We start from the raw sequence: 22,451 nt of genomic DNA on the forward strand, positions 1-22,451 counted from the left end.
CTAACAGTCCAGTGTCAGGAATAAAAGGTAAACAATGTCAGATAATCCAGTAACAGATCAAGAGTCTGCAGGTTCTGCCGATAAAAAGTCGCAGATGCAATGGTATGTTGTGCAGGCGTTCTCAAACTATGAGAAGCGCGTCAAGTTGACATTGGAGGAAAGCATCCAGCGTCACGGAATGCAGGATTATTTCGGTGATATTTTAGTTCCAACCGAAGAAGTAGTCGAGATGAAAGCGGGCCAGAAACGTACCAGCGAGCGCAAGTTCTTTCCTGGCTACGTGTTAGTGCAGATGGTGATGAATGATGAAACCTGGCACCTAGTAAAAAGCACGCCGCGAGTTTCAGGCTTTATTGGTGGCAAGGCCTCTGATCCGACGCCGTTGACTGATGTGGAAGCCATGGGCATTTTGCAGCAGGTTCAAGAGGGCGCAGATCAGCCACGACACAAGTTCTCTTTCGAGCCTGGCGAAGTGGTGCGTGTTATTGAGGGTCCGTTCGCAGACTTCAATGGTACCGTCGAAGATGTGAACTACGAGAAGTCCAAGCTGCGTGTGGCGGTATCGATCTTTGGTCGATCCACACCTGTTGAATTGGATTTTGCCCAAGTCGAAAAAGGCTAAGTTTTAGCCGCCGCGCAGCATTTGATGCGAGGCGGCGTTTTGATTGCTTCGGCGATCAGGTGTGAATGAGTATTTATTGTTCCGTGCACCAACTATTTATTTTATTGTAACTGGGGAGCCTAACGGCGTTGGTACCCGCAAAAGAGCGTGAAGTTACATGCTCCGGAGTAAAAAATGGCTAAAAAAGTCGATGCTTTGATTAAGCTTCAAGTGCCCGCTGGTGGCGCAAATCCAAGTCCGCCGGTTGGCCCCGCATTGGGTCAACATGGTGTCAACATTATGGAGTTCTGTAAGGCGTTTAACGCGGCGACACAAGAAATGGAAAAGGGCTTACCAGTTCCTGTTGTGATTACCGTTTACAGCGATAAGAGCTTCACTTACATCATGAAAACACCACCGGCGTCGGTGTTGTTGAAAAAAGCTGCTGGGATCCAAAAGGGTTCAGGTGTGCCACACACTGACAAGGTTGGTAAGGTGACACGCGCTCAGCTAGAAGAAATTGCCCAAGCTAAAATGGCGGATTTAAACGCTTACGATCTGGATCAAGCGGTGAAAATTATTGCTGGTTCTGCACGTAGCATGGGCATCGAGACTGAAGGAGTTTAATCATGGCAAAACGTTATTCAGCAGTTGCAGCTAAGGTCGATGTAGATAGTTTTTATGCATTAGATGAAGCATTTGCCTTAGCGAAAGAAACGGCGTCAGCGAAATTCGACGAAGGTGTCGATGTTGCGATTAACCTCGGTGTTGATGCGCGTAAGTCAGACCAAGCCGTACGAGGCGCTACCGTGCTGCCAAAAGGCACCGGTAAGAGTGTTCGCGTAGCGGTGTTCACCGATGGTGATAATGTCGAAAAAGCCAAAGAAGCCGGTGCCGACATTGTTGGTATGGACGACCTCGCAGCGAAAGTGAAAGCAGGTGATATTGACTTTGATATTGTGATTGCCAGTCCAGACGCCATGCGCGTGGTTGGTCAGTTAGGTCAGATTCTAGGGCCAAAAGGTATGATGCCAAACCCGAAGACCGGTACTGTGTCAGCCGACGTGGCTACCGCGGTTCGTAATGCCAAAGCAGGTCAGGTTCAATACCGTATCGATAAAGCAGGCATCATTCACTGCACGATTGGCAAGGCATCTTTCTCCGCGGAAGATCTGAAAGAAAACTTTTTGGCTCTTTTGACAGCGCTGCATAAATCTAAGCCAGCGACTGCCAAGGGTCAGTACTTTAAACGAGTTTCTGTGTCCACCACAATGGGCCCAGGAATTCGTGTTGATCGCCAAACTCTACCGCAGCTCTAAGCGGTAGGTGTTAGCGATTGACATTGGGTGTTCGGCAATCCATTTTGGTTTGTCGGGCGTGTCAAAGACCGTAGGTGAACGTCACGAATAGAGTGGCGTGCTTAATATCCTACGTAGATGGTGTCCCAGACTGGTTTTGTATTTTTGTTGCTTCGGTAACACCTTTGTAAAACTGACTTAGGGTGCCAAAACTGGAGGTAGCTCTCACATGAGCCTAAATCTTGATCAAAAGAAACAGGTCGTTGAAAGCGTCTCTGCCGTAGTCGGTAATGCACAAGCAACGGTTGTTGCTGAGTACCGCGGATTGACCGTAGAGCAAATGAAAGTTCTGCGTCGCGAAGCTCACGACAACAACGTGTACCTAAAAGTGGTGAAAAACACTCTTTTGCGTCGCGCTGTGCAAGACACCGAACATGCATGCTTGGACGAGTTATTGGTTGGTCCTTTGGCATTCGCTGCATCAGAAGATCCTGTTGCGGTGGCTAAAGTTCTGAACAAATACGCGAAAGAGTATGACGCGCTGGAAATTAAAGCGGGCTCGATGCAGGGCAAGCTTTTGTCAGAAGGCGATATCAAAGCACTAGCACAGCTTCCGAGCCGTGAAGAGTTGCTGGCGAAACTGATGGGCACGATGCAAGCGCCGATCGCCAAGTTCGTTCAGACACTTAACGAGGTTCCAACCAAGTTTGTGCGTGGTTTGGCTGCAGTAAGAGATGCAAAAGAAGCCTAATTCAGGTTTCGATGACGCGTTTCAACCAGTTTTTACATTTTAATTGAGTCCTAGACTCTGTTTTTTGAGGTTTTACAAATGAGTAAACAAGATATCTTAGACGCGATTGCGTCAATGTCAGTATTAGAGCTTTCTGAACTGATCACTGAAATGGAAGAGAAATTCGGCGTTTCTGCTGCCGCTGCTGCGGTTGCTGTTGCCGCTCCTGCTGGCGGAGACGCTGGTGAAGCTGCTGCTGAGAAAGACGAATTTGACGTTGTTCTTGCTGGTTTCGGTGACAACAAAGTAGCCGTGATTAAAGCGGTTCGCGGTGCAACTGGCCTTGGCTTGAAAGAAGCCAAAGAAATGGTTGAAGGCGCACCAGCTACGTTGAAAGAAGGCGTTGCTAAAGCTGAAGCTGAAGAGCTGAAAAAGCAACTTGAAGAAGCAGGCGCTTCTGTAGAGTTGAAGTAAGAGATTGCGATCTCTTGCTGGCCATGCGCAGCGTGCGCATGGCTGCTACACAGCGAGAAATGCACTGAGGCTGACCGGCGAATGCTGGTCGGCCTTATCTCGCTTCTAGGTATTTTCATTCGCAAATGCGGGATTTGAAACTACCCTGTTGGTGCAGTGTAATGAATTTTTCGGAGTTGTCGATGTTGTCCGGCGAGTATGAACTAGCCGACCAGCGACACTCTTAATAAGCTTGTAAAAATCGAGGTTATCCATGGGCTACTCTTTTACCGAAAAGAAGCGTTTACGTAAGAGTTTTTCGAAGCGTCCGGAAGGCGTCTTACCAATTCCTTACCTACTCCAGACTCAGCTTGAGTCTTATCGCAAGTTTTTACAAGCAGATGCTGATCCGGAAGCACGTTCAGAAACCGGCTTGCAGGCTGCGTTTAAATCGGTATTCCCGATCGAAAGTTTTAACGGCAGCGCGGCGCTTGAGTTTGTAAGCTATCGACTTGGCGTCCCGCCATTCGACGTGCGCGAGTGTCAGCAACGCGGCTTGATTTTTGCTGCACCGCTCCGTGTGAAAATGCGTTTGGTGATTTACAATAAGGAAGAGGGTAAATCCACAGGTGCCAAATCAGTAAAAGAAATCAAAGAGCAAGAGGTATATCTGGGTGACATGCCCTTGATGACCGAAAACGGGACGTTCGTTATCAACGGCACCGAGCGTGTTGTGGTGGCTCAGTTGCACCGTTCTCCGGGCGTATTCTTTGACCATGACCGTGGTAAAACACACTCGTCTGGTAAACTGTTGTTTTCATCTCGAATTATTCCTTATCGTGGTTCATGGTTGGATTTCGAGTTTGACCCCAAAGATCTGCTGTTCATCCGTATTGACCGCCGTCGTAAGTTGGCAGCGACGATCCTCCTGCGTGCGCTGGGTTACACCACTCAGGAAATACTTGAGATGTTCTTCAATAACGACACGTTTAATCTGTCGGAAAAAGAAATATCAATGGACTTAGTCCCATCACGTTTGCGTGGTGAGCAACTGGCTTTTGATATCACCAAGAAGCGTGGTGGTGTGATTGTTGAAGCCGGTCGTCGCATTACAGCACGTCACATTCGTGAAATGGAAGAAGCGAAGCTTGACTCCATTGTGGTACCGACTGAGTTCTTAGTCGGTCGTACGCTAGCCAAAGATATTGCTGACTTGGAAACGGGTGAATTGCTGGCCGAAGCCAATCAGGTTGTGACTGAAGATTTGATCGAAGCCTTTATCGAAAAAGGTGTTAAGTCGATCGAAGTCATTTACACCAATGACTTGGATGAAGGTCCGTATGTGTCAGAGACTCTGCGTACCGACCCAACCAATAATGAATTGGAAGCACAAGTCGAAATTTATCGCATGATGCGTCCGGGTGAGCCACCAACAAAAGAAGCTGCTCAAGGCCTGTTCGCGAATATGTTTTTCAATCCCGATCGTTACGATCTTTCGACCGTTGGTCGTATGAAGTTCAATCGTCGTTTGAATCGTGAATCAGATACCGGTGACGGTGTGTTGAGCAAGGAAGACATCATCGACGTGATGAAAACCTTGATCGATCTTAAGAACGGCAAAGGCGATATCGATGACATCGACAACCTGGGTAACCGACGCGTACGTTCGGTTGGCGAGTTGGTTGAAAATCAATTCCGTGTTGGCTTGGTGCGTGTTGAACGTGCCGTGCGTGAACGTTTGACCCTGGCGGAAGCTGAAGGCCTGACACCACAAGATCTGATTAACGCCAAGCCAGTGTCCGCGGTGGTTAAAGAGTTTTTTGGTTCAAGCCAGTTGTCGCAGTTCATGGATCAGACAAATCCCTTGTCTGAGGTGACGCATAAGCGCCGCGTTTCCGCATTAGGCCCTGGCGGTCTGACCCGTGAGCGAGCCGGCTTTGAGGTGCGTGACGTACACCCAACGCATTACGGTCGAGTGTGTCCGATTGAGACGCCAGAGGGTCCGAACATTGGTTTGATTAACTCGTTGGCTGTGTACGCTCGTACCAACGATTACGGTTTTCTTGAAACACCGTACCTGAAGGTCGCAAACGGCAAGATGACTGACGAAGTTGTTTATTTGTCTGCGATCGAAGAACGTAAATATGTGATTGCACAGGCGAACGCGGAAGTGGACGCCAAGGGTAATCTAACCGACGAATTGGTTAACTGCCGACACCAGAATGAATTTTCGCTGGCGACTCCTGAACAAGTTGAGTTTATCGACGTCGCGCCATCGCAGATTGTGTCCGTAGCGGCATCGTTAATCCCGTTCCTTGAGCACGATGACGCGAACCGTGCATTGATGGGTTCGAACATGCAGCGTCAAGCTGTACCAACAATTCGCAGTGAGAAACCGTTGGTCGGCACTGGGATGGAACGCGTGGTCGCGGTTGACTCCGGTGTGGCATTAACTGCTCGTCGTGGCGGTAAGGTTGAATCGGTCGATGCGGCCCGCATCGTGGTTCGTGTCAACGAAGACGAAGTTGTTGCGGATTCCGTCGGTGTCGACATTTACAATCTGACTAAGTACACACGTTCTAACCAAAACACCAATATCAATCAACGACCTTTGGTGAAAGCCGGTGACGAGATTGCGCGCGGTGATGTTTTGGCCGATGGCCCGTCAACTGACATGGGTGAATTGGCGCTGGGTCGTAACGTGATGCTGGCGTTCATGCCGTGGAACGGTTACAACTTTGAGGACTCGATCCTGATCTCAGAGAACCTAGTAAAAGAAGATGTGTACACTACGATTCACATTGAAGAGCTGACGTGTGTCGCTCGTGATACTAAGCTCGGTTCGGAAGAAGTCACGCGCGATATTCCCAATGTCGGTGAGCACGCGCTTGGGCGTCTGGATGAAGCAGGCATTGTGTATGTCGGCGCTGAAGTTAAAGGCGGTGATATTCTGGTCGGTAAGGTGACGCCTAAAGGTGAGACCCAACTAACACCGGAAGAAAAGCTATTGCGTGCGATTTTCGGTGAGAAAGCATCCGATGTAAAAGACACGTCACTGCGTGTTCCTTCATCCATGAAAGGAACTGTAATTGATGTTCAAGTCTTTACTCGTGACGGTGTTGAGAAAGACACACGCGCTTTGGCAAACGAAGAGTCTGAACTGTCCAGCATCCGCAAGGACTTGAATGAGCAGTTCCGTATCGTTGAAGAAGATACTTACGCGCGTATTGAAGCCCTGTTGAAAAACAAAGAGGTTGTGCGTGCGCCAGGCTTGAAGAAAGGTCAAAAGGTCACGCAAGCGTATTTGGACGAAACTGATCGCACCAAGTGGTTTGAGATCAGTCTGACCAACGCCGACGCGGCGGACAAGCTTGAGCAATTGCAAGAGAGCTTGGTACAACAGCGTAAATACTTCGACGAACTATTCGATGAGAAGCGCGGCAAATTAGAAGCGGGCGACGATCTGGCACCTGGCGTGTTAAAGATGGTCAAAGTGTTCGTGGCGGTGAAACGTCGCTTACAGCCTGGTGATAAAATGGCAGGTCGCCACGGAAACAAAGGTGTTATCTCCAAGATCGTGCCTGTCGAAGACATGCCGTTTATGGAAGATGGAACCACGGTGGATATCGTTTTGAATCCATTGGGTGTTCCGTCACGGATGAACGTTGGTCAGGTGCTTGAAGTCCACCTCGGGTGGGCTGCGGCGGGTCTCGGTAAGAAGATCGACAGAATGTTGCGCGAGCAACGCACTGCGGCTGAAATGCGTGAATTCCTTGGTAAGGTTTACAACACCAGCGGTAAAGCTGAAGACCTCTCTGCACTGACTGACAATGAAGTCGTCGAGATGGCCGGAAACCTACGTGGCGGCGTGCCCATGGCGACGCCAGTATTTGACGGTGCAGCGGAAACCGAAATCAAAGGCATGCTGGAGTTGGCAGACTTGCCGACCTCAGGTCAGACAACGCTATTTGATGGACGTACCGGCGAGAAATTCGATCGTCCGGTTACCGTCGGCTATATGTATGTCTTGAAACTGAACCACTTGATCGACGATAAGATGCATGCTCGATCCACCGGACCCTACAGCCTGATTACGCAACAACCACTGGGTGGTAAAGCGCAATTCGGTGGTCAACGTTTCGGTGAGATGGAGGTATGGGCGCTGGAAGCATATGGTGCAGCATATACCTTGCAAGAAATGTTGACGGTGAAGTCCGATGACGTGAGCGGTCGTACCAAAATGTACGAAAACATTGTTAAAGGTAACTACCAGGTTGAGGCAAACATGCCTGAGTCGTTTAACGTGCTGGTGAAGGAGATCCGATCTTTGGGTCTCAATATCGAGCTGCAAGAAGACGCGATTAACTAAGCCGTTACCGATCTAACAGAGGAAAAAACAATGCAAGATTTACTCAATCTCTTTAAGCAACCGGGTGCGGTTAGTGACGATTTTGATTCGATTCGTGTCAGTATCGCATCGCCGGAAAAAATTCGCTCATGGTCTTTCGGTGAAGTAAAGAAACCTGAGACGATTAACTATCGTACATTCAAGCCGGAACGTGACGGCCTATTTTGCGCCAAGCTTTTTGGCCCGATAAACGACTATGAATGTCTGTGTGGTAAGTACAAGCGTCTTAAACATCGCGGTGTGGTCTGCGAAAAATGTGGTGTAGAAGTCACCTTGGCGAAAGTGCGTCGTGAGCGCATGGGTCACATCGACCTGGCTTGCCCAGTAGCGCATATTTGGTTCTTGAAATCTTTGCCGTCGCGTCTAGGCTTAATGCTGGATATGACCGTGCGTGAAATCGAACGCGTACTTTACTTCGAGGCTTATATCGTTATTGATCCAGGTATGACTCCGTTGGAAGCGAAAACGCTGATGACGGAAGAAGCATATCTGGACGCAGTAGAGCAGTATGGCGACGAGTTCAAAGCCGGTATGGGCGCAGAAGCGATCAAGGAATTGTTGACCAGCGTCAACATTGATAAAGAAGTTACGTCGCTTCGTGATGATCTGGCGGATACGTCCTCAGAGACTAAGATCAAAAATATCACCAAGCGTTTGAAAGTGCTTGAAGCATTTCAGTCTTCTGGCAATGATCCACGTTGGATGATTATGGAAGTGCTGCCGGTGCTGCCGCCCGATCTGCGTCCTTTGGTGGCGCTGGAAGGCGGACGTTTTGCGACGTCCGACCTAAATGATCTGTATCGTCGTGTGATTAACCGAAATAATCGTTTGCGCCGCTTGTTGGATTTGAATGCGCCGGACATCATCGTTCGCAATGAAAAGCGGATGCTGCAAGAGTCCGTGGATGCGTTGTTGGATAATGGCCGTCGTGGTAAGGCGATTACCGGTGCCAACAAACGTCAGTTGAAGTCACTGGCGGATATGATCAAAGGTAAGCAAGGTCGTTTCCGTCAAAACCTACTGGGTAAACGCGTGGACTATTCTGGCCGGTCGGTCATCGTGGTTGGTCCAACCCTGCGTCTTCACCAGTGTGGTTTGCCCAAGAAGATGGGCCTTGAGCTGTTCAAGCCGTTTATCTTCAACAAATTAGAGCTTCGTGGTTTGGCGACTACGATCAAGCAAGCTAAAAAGTTGGTTGAGGCAGAGACGCCCGAAGTTTGGGATATCCTCGAAGAAGTGATTCGTGAGCATCCAATTATGCTCAACCGGGCCCCGACCTTGCATCGTTTGGGCATCCAAGCGTTTGAGCCGGTACTGGTGGAAGGTAAAGCGATTCAGTTGCATCCGCTGGTATGTACGCCATACAACGCTGACTTTGACGGCGACCAAATGGCAGTACACGTTCCGTTGTCATTGGAAGCGCAACTCGAAGCGCGAACGTTGATGATGTCGACCAACAACATTCTGTCGCCTGCAAATGGTGAGCCGATTATTGTGCCGTCGCAAGATATCGTTTTGGGTCTGTATTATATGACTCGCGAAATGATCAACGTTGCTGGTGAAGGCAAGCACTTCTCAACGGTTGACGAAGTGCGACGAGCGTATGACGCGAAAAGCATTTCCCTGCACGCTAAGATTCATGTGCGAGTGCGTGAAGTCGCTATCGACGAGGAAACGGGTGAGCGCACGGTGACATTTAATAAGTACGAAACCACCACTGGTCGTGCTTTGTTGTCCGAAATTTTACCGGATGGTATGCCGTTCTCGGCCATCAATCAGAAGATGAAGAAGAAGACTATCTCTGAAACCATCAATCTGTGTTACCGCTCAGTCGGTATGAAAGAAACGGTTATTTTTGCTGACCAATTGATGTACACCGGGTTCCGCAATGCGGCATTGGCAGGCATCTCGATTGGTGTGGATGATATGGTCGTGCCGGCTGAAAAACACTCGATTGTGGACGAGGCTGAGACGGAGGTTAAGCACATTCAGGAGCAGTATGCTTCCGGTCTGTTGACCGACGGCGAGCGCTACAACAAAGTCGTCGATATCTGGACTCGTACATCGGAAAACATCGCCAACCGCATGATGGATAACCTCGGTTCCGATGAGGTTATCGACGCCGAAGGCAAAACGGTCGAGCAAGAGTCATTCAACTCTATCTATATGATGGCAGACTCCGGAGCGCGGGGTTCACACGCTCAGATCCGTCAGTTGTCAGGTATGCGTGGTCTGATGGCGAAACCGGATGGTTCGATTATCGAAACACCGATTACCGCTAACTTCCGTGAAGGATTGAACGTATCGCATTACTTTATTTCTACGCACGGTGCGCGGAAAGGTCTGGCGGATACCGCATTGAAAACGGCGAACTCGGGTTACCTGACCCGACGTCTGGTAGATGTGTGTCAAGATCTGGTTGTCACCGAGGAAGACTGCGGTACGGCCAACGGCGTATTACGTAAAGCACTAGTCCAGGGCGGTGATGTTGTGATTCCACTGCGCGATCGTATTCTGGGTCGTACTGTGGTCGGTGACGTTTACTCGAACGTGGACGATTCAGTGGTAGTGCCAGATGGCCACATGATTGATGAGCGTTACTTCGAGGCGATTGAAGCCAACAATATTGACGAAGTCAAAGTACGTTCAGCCGTTACCTGTGATACGCGTTATGGTATTTGTTCTAAGTGTTACGGGCGTGATCTGGCGCGCGGGCACTTGGTCAATCGCGGAGAAGCCGTTGGTGTCATTGCAGCGCAGTCAATCGGTGAGCCTGGTACTCAGTTGACAATGCGTACCTTCCACATCGGTGGTGCGGCAACAGCGGGCGCGTCGGTTTCGAACATTGAGGTTAAGAATAACGGTTCAATCAAGCTGGAAAATTTGCGCTCTGTTACTAACTCAGATAAAAAGCAAGTTGTGGTTGCGCGTTCTGGAGAACTGATCGTGCGGGACCAAAATGGTTCTGATCGTGAGCGTTATAAATTGCCTTACGGTGCGGTATTGCAAGTAAACGATGGTGATAAGATCGAAGCTGGTCAGATAGTTGCTAACTGGGATCCACACACGCATCCAATTATTACTGAGGTGGCGGGTAAGGTTAAGTTCTCGGAAATGACCGAAAACCTGACAGTACACAAGCAAACTGACGAGTTGACTGGCGTAACGTCCTACGAAGTAATTGACCCATCAGAGCGGCGTGGTTCAGCCCGTGATTTGAAGCCAACGATCGAGTTGGTTGATGGTCGTGGTAAGCAGCTTACATTGGCAGGTACAGATGTCCCAGCGCGTTATTCATTACAGGCTGGTGCAATTGTCACGGTTAACGATGGTCAGAAAGTTGGTGTTGGTGACGTACTAGCACGTATTCCACAGGAATCGTCTAAAACACGTGATATTACCGGTGGTCTGCCTCGGGTTGCGGAATTGTTTGAAGCTCGTAAACCAAAAGATGCCGCCATTATGGCAACCGCGTCAGGTGTTATTTCGTTTGGTAAAGAGACCAAAGGCAAACAACGTCTGGTGATTACCGACACCAATGGTGAGTCGGTTGAAACACTAATCCTTAAAGGTCGTACCATCAACGTGTTTGAAGGTGAGACGGTAGAAAAAGGTGAGGTTGTGGTTGACGGTGCGCCGGTAGCAGAAGACATTTTGTCGCTCAAAGGCAAAGAAGCGCTAACCGACTATATCGTAGACGAAGTACAAGACGTTTACCGTTTGCAAGGTGTGACGATCAACGATAAACATATCGAAGTCATTGTGCGGCAAATGTTGCGTAAGGTTCGTATCACTGATCCAGGGCAAACTAAGTTGTTACCCGGTGAGCAAGTTGAGCGTACGCGCTTCTTGGAAGAAAACGAAAAAATTGAGAAGGATGAGCTGATTCCAGCAAAATCCGAACCAGTGTTGTTGGGTATTACCAAAGCATCCCTGACCACGGAGTCATTTATCTCAGCGGCATCGTTCCAGGAAACAACGCGCGTTCTGACCGAAGCGTCTATCGCGGGTAAAGTAGACAGTCTGCGCGGCTTGAAAGAGAACGTGGTCGTCGGTCGACTGATTCCTGCGGGCACTGGCTTGGCATACCATGAAGATCGTGTACGCCGTCGTCGTGAAGCGGATGAAAAAGAAGCTGAATTGGCTGCACTGTTAGCACAGGAAACCGCGGACGCGGAAGCAGCGTTCGATGCATACGAAGATTCAGATGGTGCTGTCGCTGCCGAATCTGAATAATCAGTCGTCGAAATAAAAGCACTAACCCTCATGCTGGTGACAGCATGAGGGTTTTTTTATGCAAATTAGAGATAGAAGATTAGGCGAAGGTGATTGCTGAAATCCGCAGAAAGTTCGGTTTTTTTAACACAAATGTCAATTTGACTGGTCTATAATAATTCATACAATATGTCAGCTAACTAGCTGACGCTGTGTGAAATTGCTACCCAATCGTTTAAGTATGCTCCTAACCCAATACCAAACGATCTATGCAACTTCGCTGTTAATGACTGTTTGTTTTGCCCTAACCCCAGTCGACAACGCTCTGGCAGGTAACCCGTCTGCTGAGCAAAATCGAGCGCCTAACCCAAGCTCGACTCAAGTCTTGTTATCGCCAGGCGATACACAAGTACTAGAAGACTTAGTTGTAAGCAGAAAAAGAGTCTCCGCAGAAGTTGTATACGAATCTGATGACACGATGACGGTGAACTCCGCTAATGACTTTGATGCCTATAAGGCATTGAGTTCTGGTGCGGGGGCTGCCGTTAATTTTAATATTGCCTTTGCCGTTGACTCTATCATTATGACGGCGAGCGGTCGCAGTGCGGTCGAACAGATGGCCAATGCACTGCGTTATTTCAGCCGTGATACGCGTTTCGAGCTGTTAGTGCACGAGCCTCGTGACCCCGAATCATCGCGTGAGCAGCGTTTAGTTCAAGGGCGTATCAATGAGTTGATTCGAAAGCTGAAACGCCAAAGTGGTGTTGAACCAGAGCGTCTGCGTGTGGTCTACACCAAGCAGAATAAATCTGGCGATCACAAGTCAGCGCGTAAGGCAGAAACTTTGCCACTGACGTTAGTAAACATGGGCTGACGTAGCCTTAGCGGACGAACGCGTGGCCTCCTTTTATAGAGGAGGCCAGTTTTTGTCGTGGTTACGATTCCCAGGTGACGGGTTTGTCTGCGGGTTGTGCGCAAAAATCCATGTATTTGGCTTCTAATTCGGCTCGCTTGACTTTGAGTGTCGGCGTTAGCAGGCCGTTTTCGATAGTCCAAGGGTCTTTCGCGATTCGAATGCCACCGACCACTTCGTGTTTTTCGACGACCTTATTGACCGCTTCCAATGTTTCAGTCAGGCTCTCTTCAATTTCAGCCTGACTCATTCCATTCGCGACTTCGTCCGAAAGTACCACCACGGCGATTGCCGCTGGGAGTCCGCTGCCCATAACGCAGATTTGCTCAATCAGTTGGTTGTCAGCCAATTTTGCTTCAATCGGCACCGGAGCAATGTATTTGCCTTTACCAGACTTAAACAAATCTTTCACGCGACCGGTGATGGTGACAAAGCCATCCGCGTCCATTTCAGCTTTGTCTCCAGTACGAAAAAAACCGTCCTCGGTAAACGATTCAGCCGTAGTTTCAGGGTTTTTGTAGTATTCCTTAAATATACCGGCACCGCGGATTAATATCTCACCTTCCTCCGAAGTTTTAACCTCAAACCCTTCGACTGCTTTACCGATGGTGCCGAGTTTTTCGAGTTTGAATGGATAATTCGTAGTGGCCAGACCAATGGTCTCTGACATACCCCAGCCTTCTGAAATTGGAATGTCTAGCTTTTGATACCACTTGAGGATGGACGGCGAAATTGGTGCGGACCCGCTACCGAACGTGAGACAATTATCGAGACCGAGTTGGGTGCGAATTTTCTTTTTGACCTTAGCGCCAATAAATGGGATCTTGAGCAAGGTGTTCAACTTGCGTTGTGGCACCTTGGCCAGAACCTGAGACTGGAACTTGACCCAAAGGCGAGGCACAGAGATAAACGAAGTCACATTGGCGTTTCGTAAGTCATTGATGAAGGTTTCCAGTGATTCCGTAAAGGAGACGGTGGCGCCGGAATACAGGCTACTGTATTCGACCAGTGCGCGTTCCGTGACATGCGCTAAGGGAAGATAAGACAGAAACCGGCCTTTTTCACCATTGGAGAACAGGCGAATGCTGACCGCGGCTGAATAGCTGATATTGCCGTAAGTTAATACCACGCCTTTTGGGTTGCCGGTGGACCCGGATGTGTACACAATCGACCAGGTGTCACTCAGGTCAGGTGATGCCACATCGGATAGCGGCTCGTGCTTGGCAATTAGGTCACTGAAAGTGTTTTCGGCTCCCTCGGGCCCTTGGGCCATCGAGATAGTCGTAACGCCGTTTGGTATCGCGGTCAGTGCCATGTCGGTATCGGCAACGTTACCAATGAAAATCGCTTTCGACTCACTGTGCTCGATGACGTAGCGAATCACATCATCGCCAGCTGTGGCGTAGATCGGCGTGGGAATCATGCCTGCAGCGACAATCGCAAAATCGGCAATAAACCATTCCGCGCAGTTGCCGGATAATAGCGCAACGCGATCACCAGGCTTCAGCCCCATGGCAAGTAAGGCGTTGGCAAGGCGCAGAGTCATGTCATACGCTTGCTGCCAGGTGTACTCTGTGTAAACACCACCTTTAGGCTGTCGGAGGAAGATTTGATCAGGTTGTTCCTGGACCTGTTGAGCGAACGCCTGCATCGGCGTAACTTTAAAATCAGTGATATTGATGATATCTCTCCTCTATGTTCGCGAATGACAAAAAGTCACTGCAAACCTTTGTTGTTCTGGTGCTTAAAGAGTACCGTTTACTGCACATCCTATCCAGTAAAACTGTATGATGAGAATAGCTTTTTTAGTGAATGTTGTAGATAAATGTCACCTATAATTGATGCGGCAGTTCGCGATAAATCGATGTTCGAGGTAAAGCCAAGTCTCTGGGTGATCGAATTCGGCTGCTACCGTTGTTCGGATTAGACTGGTAAGCTAAGGGCATAACTTTCCAACCTTCGATTCGAGGAGATTTCATGGCAACACGCACATACGACGTTGTCGTCTGGGGTGCCACCGGTTTTACTGGTCAATGGGTAGCAAAGCATCTGTTTGATCGGTATAGCAAAAAGCAACTACGTTGGGCGATTGCCGGACGTAATGAGGAAAAGCTTAGGCAAGTCCGGCATTTTATTGGCGATGCAAAGGAGTCTGTCGATCTTCTAATTGCTGACAGCGCAGATCAAGCGTCGTTAACCGCGATGGCCGAAGTGACGAAGGTGATTATTTCCACTGTCGGCCCCTATTCCGACTATGGTTCGTTGTTAGTCAAGGTATGCGCCATGGTGGGCACTGACTATGTTGACCTGGCCGGTGAAGTGCCTTGGATGCGGGATATGATTGATGAGTATTCTGAGTATGCAAGTAAAAGCGGTGCGCGCATTGTGCACAGTTGTGGTTTCGATTCGATCCCGTCAGATATGGGTACCTTTTACATTCAGCAACACGCTCAGCAGCACTTTGCTGAGAGCTTAAAGTGTGTGCGCTACACCCTAATAAAGGCCAAGGGCGGTATGAGTGGCGGCACCATCGCAAGCATGATGAATGTGATTAAATTGGCAGTAAATAACAGAAAGGTAAGACGGCTGCTAGGCAACCCGTACGCGTTGAACCCAGACCTCAAATTTAACGGTGGTGATAAGCGCGATCAAACTGGTGTCAGATTCAGTCCAGATGTGCAGCGCTGGACTGCTCCGTTTCTTATGGCTGGCATCAATACGCGGATCGTGCGCCGTTCCAATGCGCTTCTCGGTTTTCGTTATGGAACCGATTTTCGCTACAGTGAGTCGATGGCCACTGGTGCGGGTACTAAAGGTTACCTGGCGGCGAAATCCATTTCGCTGGGTCTGAAAGCGATGACCCTGACCAGTGTGACCAGACTGGGTCGCAGTGTGCTGCGGCGATTCCTGCCCGCACAAGGCGAGGGGCCTGAAGTAAACCCAGACAGTCCGGGTTTCTATGTGATTCAGTTTAACGGCGAGACACGTGGTGGTGAGTCAGTGGTAATGCGCTTAAAGGGGGATTCCGATCCAGGTTATGGCTCGACCTCGAAGATGTTGGCCGAGTCCGCAGTATGTTTGGCTCACGACTCGATTTCCGTGGATGGTGGATTTTGGACGCCAGCGAGTGCGATGGGTGACGCGCTGTTGACGCGTTTGCAGGACAACGCGGGACTGAGTTTTAGCGTGATTACTGACAATGACTGATGCGTTGCATGGGCGTAGGTGAGCTGATGAATAACACACGATTACAGGCGGCCGCCAAACACTTTCTACAGCAGCACCCGAAAGGCTTTGAGGACGCGTCGCTGGCGGAGGTGATGACGCGTCATAGCAAGGCTAAGTTGAGCGAGTTTGCGCAACAACATTTTGCGCCAGATTCGACCGCAACCGATGCTGAAATTATTGACGCCATGGTCAAGTTGGTGAGTCGTTCATCGATGGTGTCGATGTTTGAGAAGCCCAAGTTTCGTGACTTTTGCCAGCGGCTAGATAACATGCAAGCCGGGTTTTTGGCTGATTCATTGATGCGCTTTTTGCACGATGATCAAGCGGCCGGTTTTGATGCGATGCTTAGTCTACTAGACACGCAGAAACTAGCCAAGTGGAGCTTGATGACGATTATCCCGAGTTACTACGCACCACAGTACGAGGTCTTTGTTAAGCCGACTACCGCCAAGGGTATTATTGCGTACTTAGAGCTAGAGGGCTTGGCGTATAAGCCAAGGCCTAGTTGGGCCTTCTATACGGGGTATCGAGACTGGGTAAACTCGGCTAAGCAACGGGTCGATCCGAGCTTGTCACCAACTAATGCAGCGTTTACTGGCTTTTTAATGATGTCGCTTTCCTGAGAACGCATCGGGGTTTTCTATGTCTTAGACATTGCCAGATGTGTGTCCGAATACCACTTCCATTGGCGCTCACGTTGATCCCGGCGCAGTTTATGTTGATGTGTTGGGCTAGTGTGCATTGACCACGGCATAGACAGGTCCTGCCAACGGTACGCGACTGCTCGGCCTATCTCAACTCTACCTAGGAGTAGTTGTGCGACCTGTCTTTGATGAATAAGATCTTCATGCCCCAAGCCTTCACCTGCAGTCCACTGCCGTAGTCCGCCGATATCAAGTTCGGCACTATGGTGAACATGTCCGCACAAATAGTCACTCGTATTTAGGTTGTTTGCCATCGACAACAACCAGGCCACTTCGTTGATACCGCCAACTTCATGATCATCGTTTGGGCGTGGATCCCGCAGTGGGCTATGGCTGAACATGAGTGTATTTTCCACCGAGCTCGGCACTTTTGCTAATCTTTGTAGCATGTCCCCGCGTAACCCGGCTTGCGCGGGGAAGAAGTCAGCGGCGGTATCAATATTTATAAACCGGGTTCCGGCGACGGTGAAGTGGGCGTTTAATGGACCAAGTTCGGCAAGAAACCGGTGATACATCAGCCCGCTGTCATTGAAGTCATGGTTACCAAGGCTGATATAACAGGGTAGTGGGGCGTGGTGAAATTGGTGGATGGCGCGGTCATATTCGCCGGCGGTGTAGTTGAAATCTCCGAGGTGCAATAGGAACTGCGCGCCCAGCTCTACGGCGCGGTTTAGGCACCAATCCAGTTCGAGACCACCGCCGGTATCGCCGATGACCGCGAAATCGAAACCGTCGTCTAGGCCATGTTCCCAGCTCAGTGTTATTTCGTCGTGGGACTTGCTACTGATTTTTAGGCGGCGATTGATCCCGTCGATTTGCTCTTGAATGTCACTCTTAGCCTGGGTTTGAACACGTAACTTGGCGTTTGGAAGCACATTGTTAATCTCGACTTCGAGCTGTGTGCCCTGCGTTAGGAGATGCAAGCTAGGTGTTGGTGTGACCGCGCGCAGAGTGAAGTTGACGCTCGAATTAGACGAGCGCTGCTTTATCGCAACTAGGTCGGTCAGCCTAAGCTGTGCACCTTGGGTGTTCAGGGCGCTGTCGAGCGCACGCGGCTCCAGTGATAGACGCGGGTAGCGCAGACCGCGGTGGTAGCTGTAACCCAAGCCGGCCGCAGCCATGCCGCTGGCCAGCAAGAAAGATCGGCGTGATGCCATGGTGTAGCTTATTCGACAGTGATGGTGATTTTCTTCGATAACACAGGTTCCGCATGCGGAATATGCAGGTAGTTACCAAGTAGGAGCTGTAGCGTGTATTCACCAGGCTCCAATTCTAGTGTGGTCTCCGTTTGGCCGCCACCGAAGTGGATAATTTGTTCTGTCGCCGGCAGCGGAGCGTCCATTGGCGGCAGCTCTTCAAGGTTGATCAGAAGATGGTGATGGCCGCTAAACTCAATATTGTCGCCTGCTTTGGCAACGGTCATATTGGTGATTCCAAATTCGACTTTCACTGGTGAGCTCACTACGGCACCGTCACCAGGGCTGATGATAAACACATCCGCGCCAGGTGCAGCGGGAGTGATCAGGTTGGATGGGGCCGCCGTTGTTTCAGTCTGACTCGGCGTCGTGTCTTGTGGGGCGGCGGTTGGTGTCGGGGTTTGATGAAAGGCGAAAAAGTAGATCAAGAATGCGATTAAAGCAGCGGCGATGGCAAGTGAGACGTTTTTCATATCTTTTTTGTGATGGAATTAAGGGAAGTTGGGTCTGTTAGTTTTGATTTCCGCAATGGGTACTCTACTATAAACCAGTTTGTGTGAGATCATGACAATCTACCTCAATTCCATCGGTACGTTAATGGTTGTAGTGGATACCGACCGGGTAGGGCCACCACGCCTGTCATCCTCGGTAGAGACTCGATAGAATTGAGCCAACAACGTGACTCGTACAGATACACATGAATGAAAAACTAACCTACCAACAAGTACAAGACTACTACGGTCAAGTGTTACAAAACAGTTCGGATTTGAAAACCGATGCGTGTTGTACCGACGAGGGGATGCCAGCCTATTTGAAGCCGATTTTATCTAAAGTGCATGACGAAGTGCTCGTCAGATACTACGGTTGTGGCTTGGTGTTACCAGAAGAGTTAGATGGCGCGCGAATACTTGATCTGGGGTCTGGCGCTGGCCGCGATGTCTATGCCTTATCAGCATTGGTTGGTGCGCAGGGGCAGGTAGTCGGTGTCGACATGACCGCAGAACAATTGGCCGTTGCTAACACGTACCGCGAGTATCACGCGGAGGCGTTTGGCTTTAGCTCACCGAACACGACATTCCATCAAGGCTATATCGAACGGTTAGACCAACTGAGGTTAGAGCCGGCGTCATTTGATGTGGTGATCTCAAACTGCGTGATTAACTTATCTCCCGACAAACAAGCCGTACTGTCACAGTGTTATGACTTGTTGAAACCGGGTGGTGAAATGTATTTTTCGGATGTGTACGCCGAGCGCCGTACTCCGCAGCATTTGATCGATGATGAAGAACTCTATGGTGAGTGTATTTCTGGTGCCTTGTATTGGAACGATTTTATTAATCTAGCAAAACAGTCTGGTTTCAAAGATCCGCGTCTGGTCAAGAGTCGACCTTTAGCAATCGAGAATCCCGCACTGCAGGCGAAACTGGGTGATCGACGCTTTTACTCGGCGACCTACCGTCTGTTCAAATTAGACGATTTAGAACCGGCCTGCGAAGACTATGGTCAAGCTGTGCGTTACCGTGGCACGATCGCGCATCATCCAGACAAGTTTGTACTTGACGGGCATCATGTTATCGAGACCGGAAAAATGTTTCCGGTCTGTGGAAATACCTACCGCATGCTAGCCGAAACCCGCTTTGCGCCGCATTTCGAGTTTTTCGGCGACTGGGATACGCACTATGGCATCTTCGATGGATGTGGCACTGAACTGCCATTTGCCGAGTCAGCTACCGCCAGCGGTGGCGCCTGCTGTTAATCAGTCCTCCAGCAGCAAGGGTAGTAAACTGCCAATATTGATACGGTTGCCATCTATATAGAGCTGTTTGATGGCTGCGTCGGCATTGACCCTGCCGTATCCGTACACGGAGTCACGGCCACCACTGCCAAGATCGGTGGCGGTGCTCAGCATGGCCTGGCGTACCAGTGCGGTGGTGTTCTTGCGACTTGCGCTCATCAATAATGCAGCAACCCCGGCGACGTGTGGTGCTGCCGCAGAGGTGCCAAAAAAAGTGGACGGAAAGCCGCCGGCCCCGGTGACCGAGACGCCATCCACGCCGGTTAGGTCCGGTTTGGCTCGATTGCGTTGTGCCGGGCCGCGTGAACTGTAGAACGCGGCTGTGTTGCTGCCCGCATTAGTGGTGCCAATTGCCAGTGCGCGCGTGACGCCAGGGTGTCCAAAAATGCTGCCGCTAGGGATTTCGTATTCGATCGCGCCTGCGCCGAGGAAAAACATTTCTAGTTTGCGTGCCGCGCCACTTTGCTTGTTGACCACGGCGAAACGAACTTCGTCGGATGCGCCGGTGTTGGGCACGCATACTGCTTCAAACGCAGGCCCGCCGGTAAACGTACTCTGTTGCGTGATTTGTCCGTCGGTGTTGAATATATACAAGTCGTAGTTGCTTGACGGGTTGTTGAAGTTCTCGTCCCATTGCAACAGTGCGACGGTGCCTCGGTTGGGTGGAATAAGAAAACCCATTGCGTCATCTGATCTGTTACCGCTTCCAGTGCCAAAGTTGTGGATGCCACCACCACCCGGAAACTGTCGATAATTGCGCTCATAATGCGAGGCTGCGCTGTTGCCAGCAGAAGAAACGTATAATACGTCAGCGGGCAGTCTGGCCACCGCGTTTGCGATATCGCCATCGGAGAAATAAGGTTCGCCATAAAAGCCGAGGTCGTCAACTATGATGTTGGCACCAAATGTGTTTGCTAGTCGGTTTGCTTGGCTAATGAACTCCATTGAGGTGCTTACTGCGGCAACGGCGAGCTCAGCGTCGGGTGCTAGGTCGTGAATGATTTCTGCCATTGCCGTGCCCTCATTGCAGGTAAGAGCTGGGCTGCATTGCGATGGGTTTGCTGAACGTGTTGAGCAGCTGCCATACACGGTGATGTTCTGGGGTAGGTCCCCTGAGTTGCGAGCAGAGGTCCAGCTGTTGGCGCCATCAGAAATAATGCCAACCTTGATTCCTTCCCCGGTGACGCCCATGTCGCGCAATATATTCGCTTTTAATATGGCGTCGCCCTGTGTGACGACGCGCCCGGCACGATTGGTTGCATAGACCGGTCGAGAAATGGCGCTTACTTGCGCTAATTCGCTGATCGCGGTAATCGCACTGACTGGGACCCAAGCCTGAATCTGGCTCAACGACGGCACAGTGACTTCAATTTCTGCTCCCAGCGCTTGCAGATAGGGGGTTGCGTGTTCTGGTGCGGATTTGGTTTTGATATAGACCTGTACTTGATTATTACCTTTAAAGCGCAGGCCTGATTGAGTATGTCCGAATTTGCGTAAATGCTGATCCTCGACAACAAGTTGCGCTAGTAACGGGTCGAGTTTCGGGTTTTGCTTTGCGGCTCGGGCTTGACGCGCCTGCGTGGCAGCGATGGCGGCGTCTATTTTAGCGCGAGGTATGGGGTCGGTCAGTTCAACTGCTGGCGTAACGAATGGGAGCGCAATGCAAAATGCGAATAGAGTTGAGCGGACTGCAGGTCGAAGAGATTGGCTTGAACGCATAATGTAAGTCCAGTGAGTTTACGATTTTGAATTCGGTGGTGATGGCCACTTTGGGTAGCGAGCAGCCTGTTTACGATTGTGTGGAAATGTCGAGCGGAAAGAGATCGACACGAATCAAGCAGGTCAGATATTATGTTTCTATATATTGCTTGCAAAACTGACCTCTGCTGTGGAACTTCACCCTTCATTTCTCGTATTCGCATTTTCCGCTGCTTTTACGCCTGGCCCCAATAACATCATGATTATGGCTTCAGGTTTGAATTTCGGGGTCAAAGCCAGTTTACCGCACTTTTTCGGTATATGTTTTGGCTTTCCCAGTATGATTCTCGCTGTCGGTTTTGGCTTGGGTTACGTGTTTGAGCGTTACGCCTGGCTGCATGCGCTGATTCAGCTTGTTGGAATAGTGTATTTAATCTATCTGGCCTGGTTGATTTTTAGAGCGGCCCCACGCCACGAGCGAAAATCCATATCCAAGCCATTAACATTTTTGCAGGCCGCGTTATTTCAATGGGTCAACCCCAAAGCCTGGATTATGGGTACCAGCGCGATTGCGGCTTACACCACGGTGGGCGCGGAGCTTTATCTGCAAGTGCTGGTTCTGGTCTTCGTGTTCTGGTTAATGACGTTCCCGAGTGCTGGTGTGTGGATGATGGGCGGTGTTTGGTTGCAACGTGTGTTAACCAATCCAGTGCATAGTCGTCTTTTTAATGTGGTAATGGCGTTGTTGTTGGTCGCATCAGTGTTACCAATTCTGGCTGAGCTGATCGCTAAGTATTGGCGCTAGCCGGAGAATCTGCGGCTGCTTAGTTCGTCACAGCAGAAACTGCGGTCGAATGTCGCCGTGTTTTGAGATTTGGGCGAAAGCGATAAAAACCCCTGTTTTTCCTTTGCTTTTCCTTGCATTGAAAGCATCGCAGGCATAGAATCCGCTCCACTTGAACACCGTTACTGCTAGAGACCTTGTGGTCAGTTGATACTAGCCTCTTTAGTAAGACGGTCGCCTTCGCTCCTTGCATATGCAGGTCGTTTTTTCGCGAAGGCAGAGAGAAAACTACTCGAGAATCCGATTTTTTAGCGTCCGCGCCACATTTGCTTGCGCCGCGCCTTGACTTTGCTTGTGCGAGTCCATAGAATCGCGCTCCCGCGAGTACGTGTTTGTGTGTTCGAGGTACTGAATTTTCTCATTTCGCA

The 22,451-nt window shown here is 50.0% G+C and carries 16 protein-coding genes; 12 read left to right on the forward strand and 4 right to left on the reverse strand.

The window, feature by feature from the left end:
* The first annotated feature begins 94 nt into the window (after positions 1–94).
* The 8 genes from nusG (at position 95) to IE055_RS06940 (ending at position 12,579) form a co-directional block, all read left to right on the forward strand.
* A complete protein-coding gene (gene nusG / locus IE055_RS06905; protein ID WP_189400280.1) occupies positions 95–622 on the forward strand; it encodes a transcription termination/antitermination protein NusG in 528 nt (175 codons plus the stop codon).
* 174 nt (positions 623–796) lie between these two features.
* On the forward strand, positions 797–1,228 hold the full coding sequence (gene rplK / locus IE055_RS06910; protein ID WP_189399282.1) for a 50S ribosomal protein L11: 432 nt from the start codon (positions 797–799) through the stop codon (positions 1,226–1,228).
* Positions 1,229–1,230: 2 nt separating this feature from the next.
* The gene (gene rplA / locus IE055_RS06915) at positions 1,231–1,920 is read left to right on the forward strand and encodes a 50S ribosomal protein L1 (protein ID WP_189399283.1); all 690 of its coding nucleotides are present in this window, start codon (positions 1,231–1,233) and stop codon (positions 1,918–1,920) included.
* Between the two features lie 208 nt (positions 1,921–2,128).
* Complete coding sequence (gene rplJ / locus IE055_RS06920; RefSeq protein WP_189399284.1) at positions 2,129–2,650, forward strand: 50S ribosomal protein L10; 522 nt, start codon at positions 2,129–2,131, stop codon at positions 2,648–2,650.
* A gap of 78 nt (positions 2,651–2,728) precedes the next feature.
* The gene (gene rplL, locus IE055_RS06925; protein WP_189399285.1) at positions 2,729–3,103 is read left to right on the forward strand and encodes a 50S ribosomal protein L7/L12; all 375 of its coding nucleotides are present in this window, start codon (positions 2,729–2,731) and stop codon (positions 3,101–3,103) included.
* 253 nt (positions 3,104–3,356) lie between these two features.
* Complete coding sequence (gene rpoB / locus IE055_RS06930) at positions 3,357–7,451, forward strand: DNA-directed RNA polymerase subunit beta (protein ID WP_189399286.1); 4,095 nt, start codon at positions 3,357–3,359, stop codon at positions 7,449–7,451.
* A gap of 30 nt (positions 7,452–7,481) precedes the next feature.
* Positions 7,482–11,726 (forward strand): DNA-directed RNA polymerase subunit beta', encoded by a 4,245-nt coding sequence (gene rpoC, locus IE055_RS06935; protein WP_189399287.1) that lies wholly within the window; start codon positions 7,482–7,484, stop codon positions 11,724–11,726.
* Positions 11,727–11,946: 220 nt separating this feature from the next.
* The gene (locus tag IE055_RS06940) at positions 11,947–12,579 is read left to right on the forward strand and encodes a hypothetical protein (RefSeq protein WP_189399288.1); all 633 of its coding nucleotides are present in this window, start codon (positions 11,947–11,949) and stop codon (positions 12,577–12,579) included.
* 61 nt (positions 12,580–12,640) lie between these two features.
* Here the strand turns inward: IE055_RS06940 and IE055_RS06945 are convergent, their stop codons facing one another.
* The gene (locus IE055_RS06945) at positions 12,641–14,269 is read right to left on the reverse strand and encodes an AMP-binding protein (protein WP_189399289.1); all 1,629 of its coding nucleotides are present in this window, start codon (positions 14,267–14,269) and stop codon (positions 12,641–12,643) included.
* A 326-nt stretch (positions 14,270–14,595) separates the two neighbouring features.
* On the opposite strand from IE055_RS06945, the gene IE055_RS06950 reads away from it, so the two are divergent.
* On the forward strand, positions 14,596–15,825 hold the full coding sequence (locus IE055_RS06950) for a saccharopine dehydrogenase family protein (protein ID WP_189399290.1): 1,230 nt from the start codon (positions 14,596–14,598) through the stop codon (positions 15,823–15,825).
* A 26-nt stretch (positions 15,826–15,851) separates the two neighbouring features.
* Positions 15,852–16,469, forward strand: coding sequence for a hypothetical protein (locus IE055_RS06955; protein ID WP_189399291.1), 618 nt, complete (start codon positions 15,852–15,854; stop codon positions 16,467–16,469).
* Positions 16,470–16,486: 17 nt separating this feature from the next.
* On the opposite strand, the gene IE055_RS06960 is transcribed toward IE055_RS06955, so the two are convergent.
* Both IE055_RS06960 and IE055_RS06965 read right to left on the reverse strand, forming a co-directional pair.
* Positions 16,487–17,707 carry a metallophosphoesterase family protein gene (locus tag IE055_RS06960; protein ID WP_189399292.1) on the reverse strand — a complete coding sequence of 407 codons (1,221 nt, stop codon included), beginning with the start codon at positions 17,705–17,707 and terminating at the stop codon, positions 16,487–16,489.
* A gap of 8 nt (positions 17,708–17,715) precedes the next feature.
* The gene (locus IE055_RS06965) at positions 17,716–18,219 is read right to left on the reverse strand and encodes a DUF4399 domain-containing protein (protein ID WP_189399293.1); all 504 of its coding nucleotides are present in this window, start codon (positions 18,217–18,219) and stop codon (positions 17,716–17,718) included.
* Between the two features lie 224 nt (positions 18,220–18,443).
* On the opposite strand from IE055_RS06965, the gene IE055_RS06970 reads away from it, so the two are divergent.
* Entirely contained in the window at positions 18,444–19,502 is a 1,059-nt protein-coding gene (locus IE055_RS06970) for a methyltransferase domain-containing protein (RefSeq protein ID WP_189399294.1), read from the forward strand.
* On the opposite strand, the gene IE055_RS06975 is transcribed toward IE055_RS06970, so the two are convergent.
* Positions 19,503–21,260 carry a S8 family peptidase gene (locus tag IE055_RS06975; RefSeq protein ID WP_189399295.1) on the reverse strand — a complete coding sequence of 586 codons (1,758 nt, stop codon included), beginning with the start codon at positions 21,258–21,260 and terminating at the stop codon, positions 19,503–19,505. It abuts the gene before it with no gap.
* Between the two features lie 169 nt (positions 21,261–21,429).
* Between IE055_RS06975 and IE055_RS06980 the strand changes: the two genes are divergently transcribed.
* Complete coding sequence (locus IE055_RS06980; protein WP_189399296.1) at positions 21,430–22,044, forward strand: LysE family translocator; 615 nt, start codon at positions 21,430–21,432, stop codon at positions 22,042–22,044.
* The last annotated feature ends 407 nt before the right edge of the window (positions 22,045–22,451 follow it).

It is taken from the genome of Arenicella chitinivorans (assembly GCF_014651515.1).
GTDB lineage: Bacteria > Pseudomonadota > Gammaproteobacteria > Arenicellales > Arenicellaceae > Arenicella > Arenicella chitinivorans.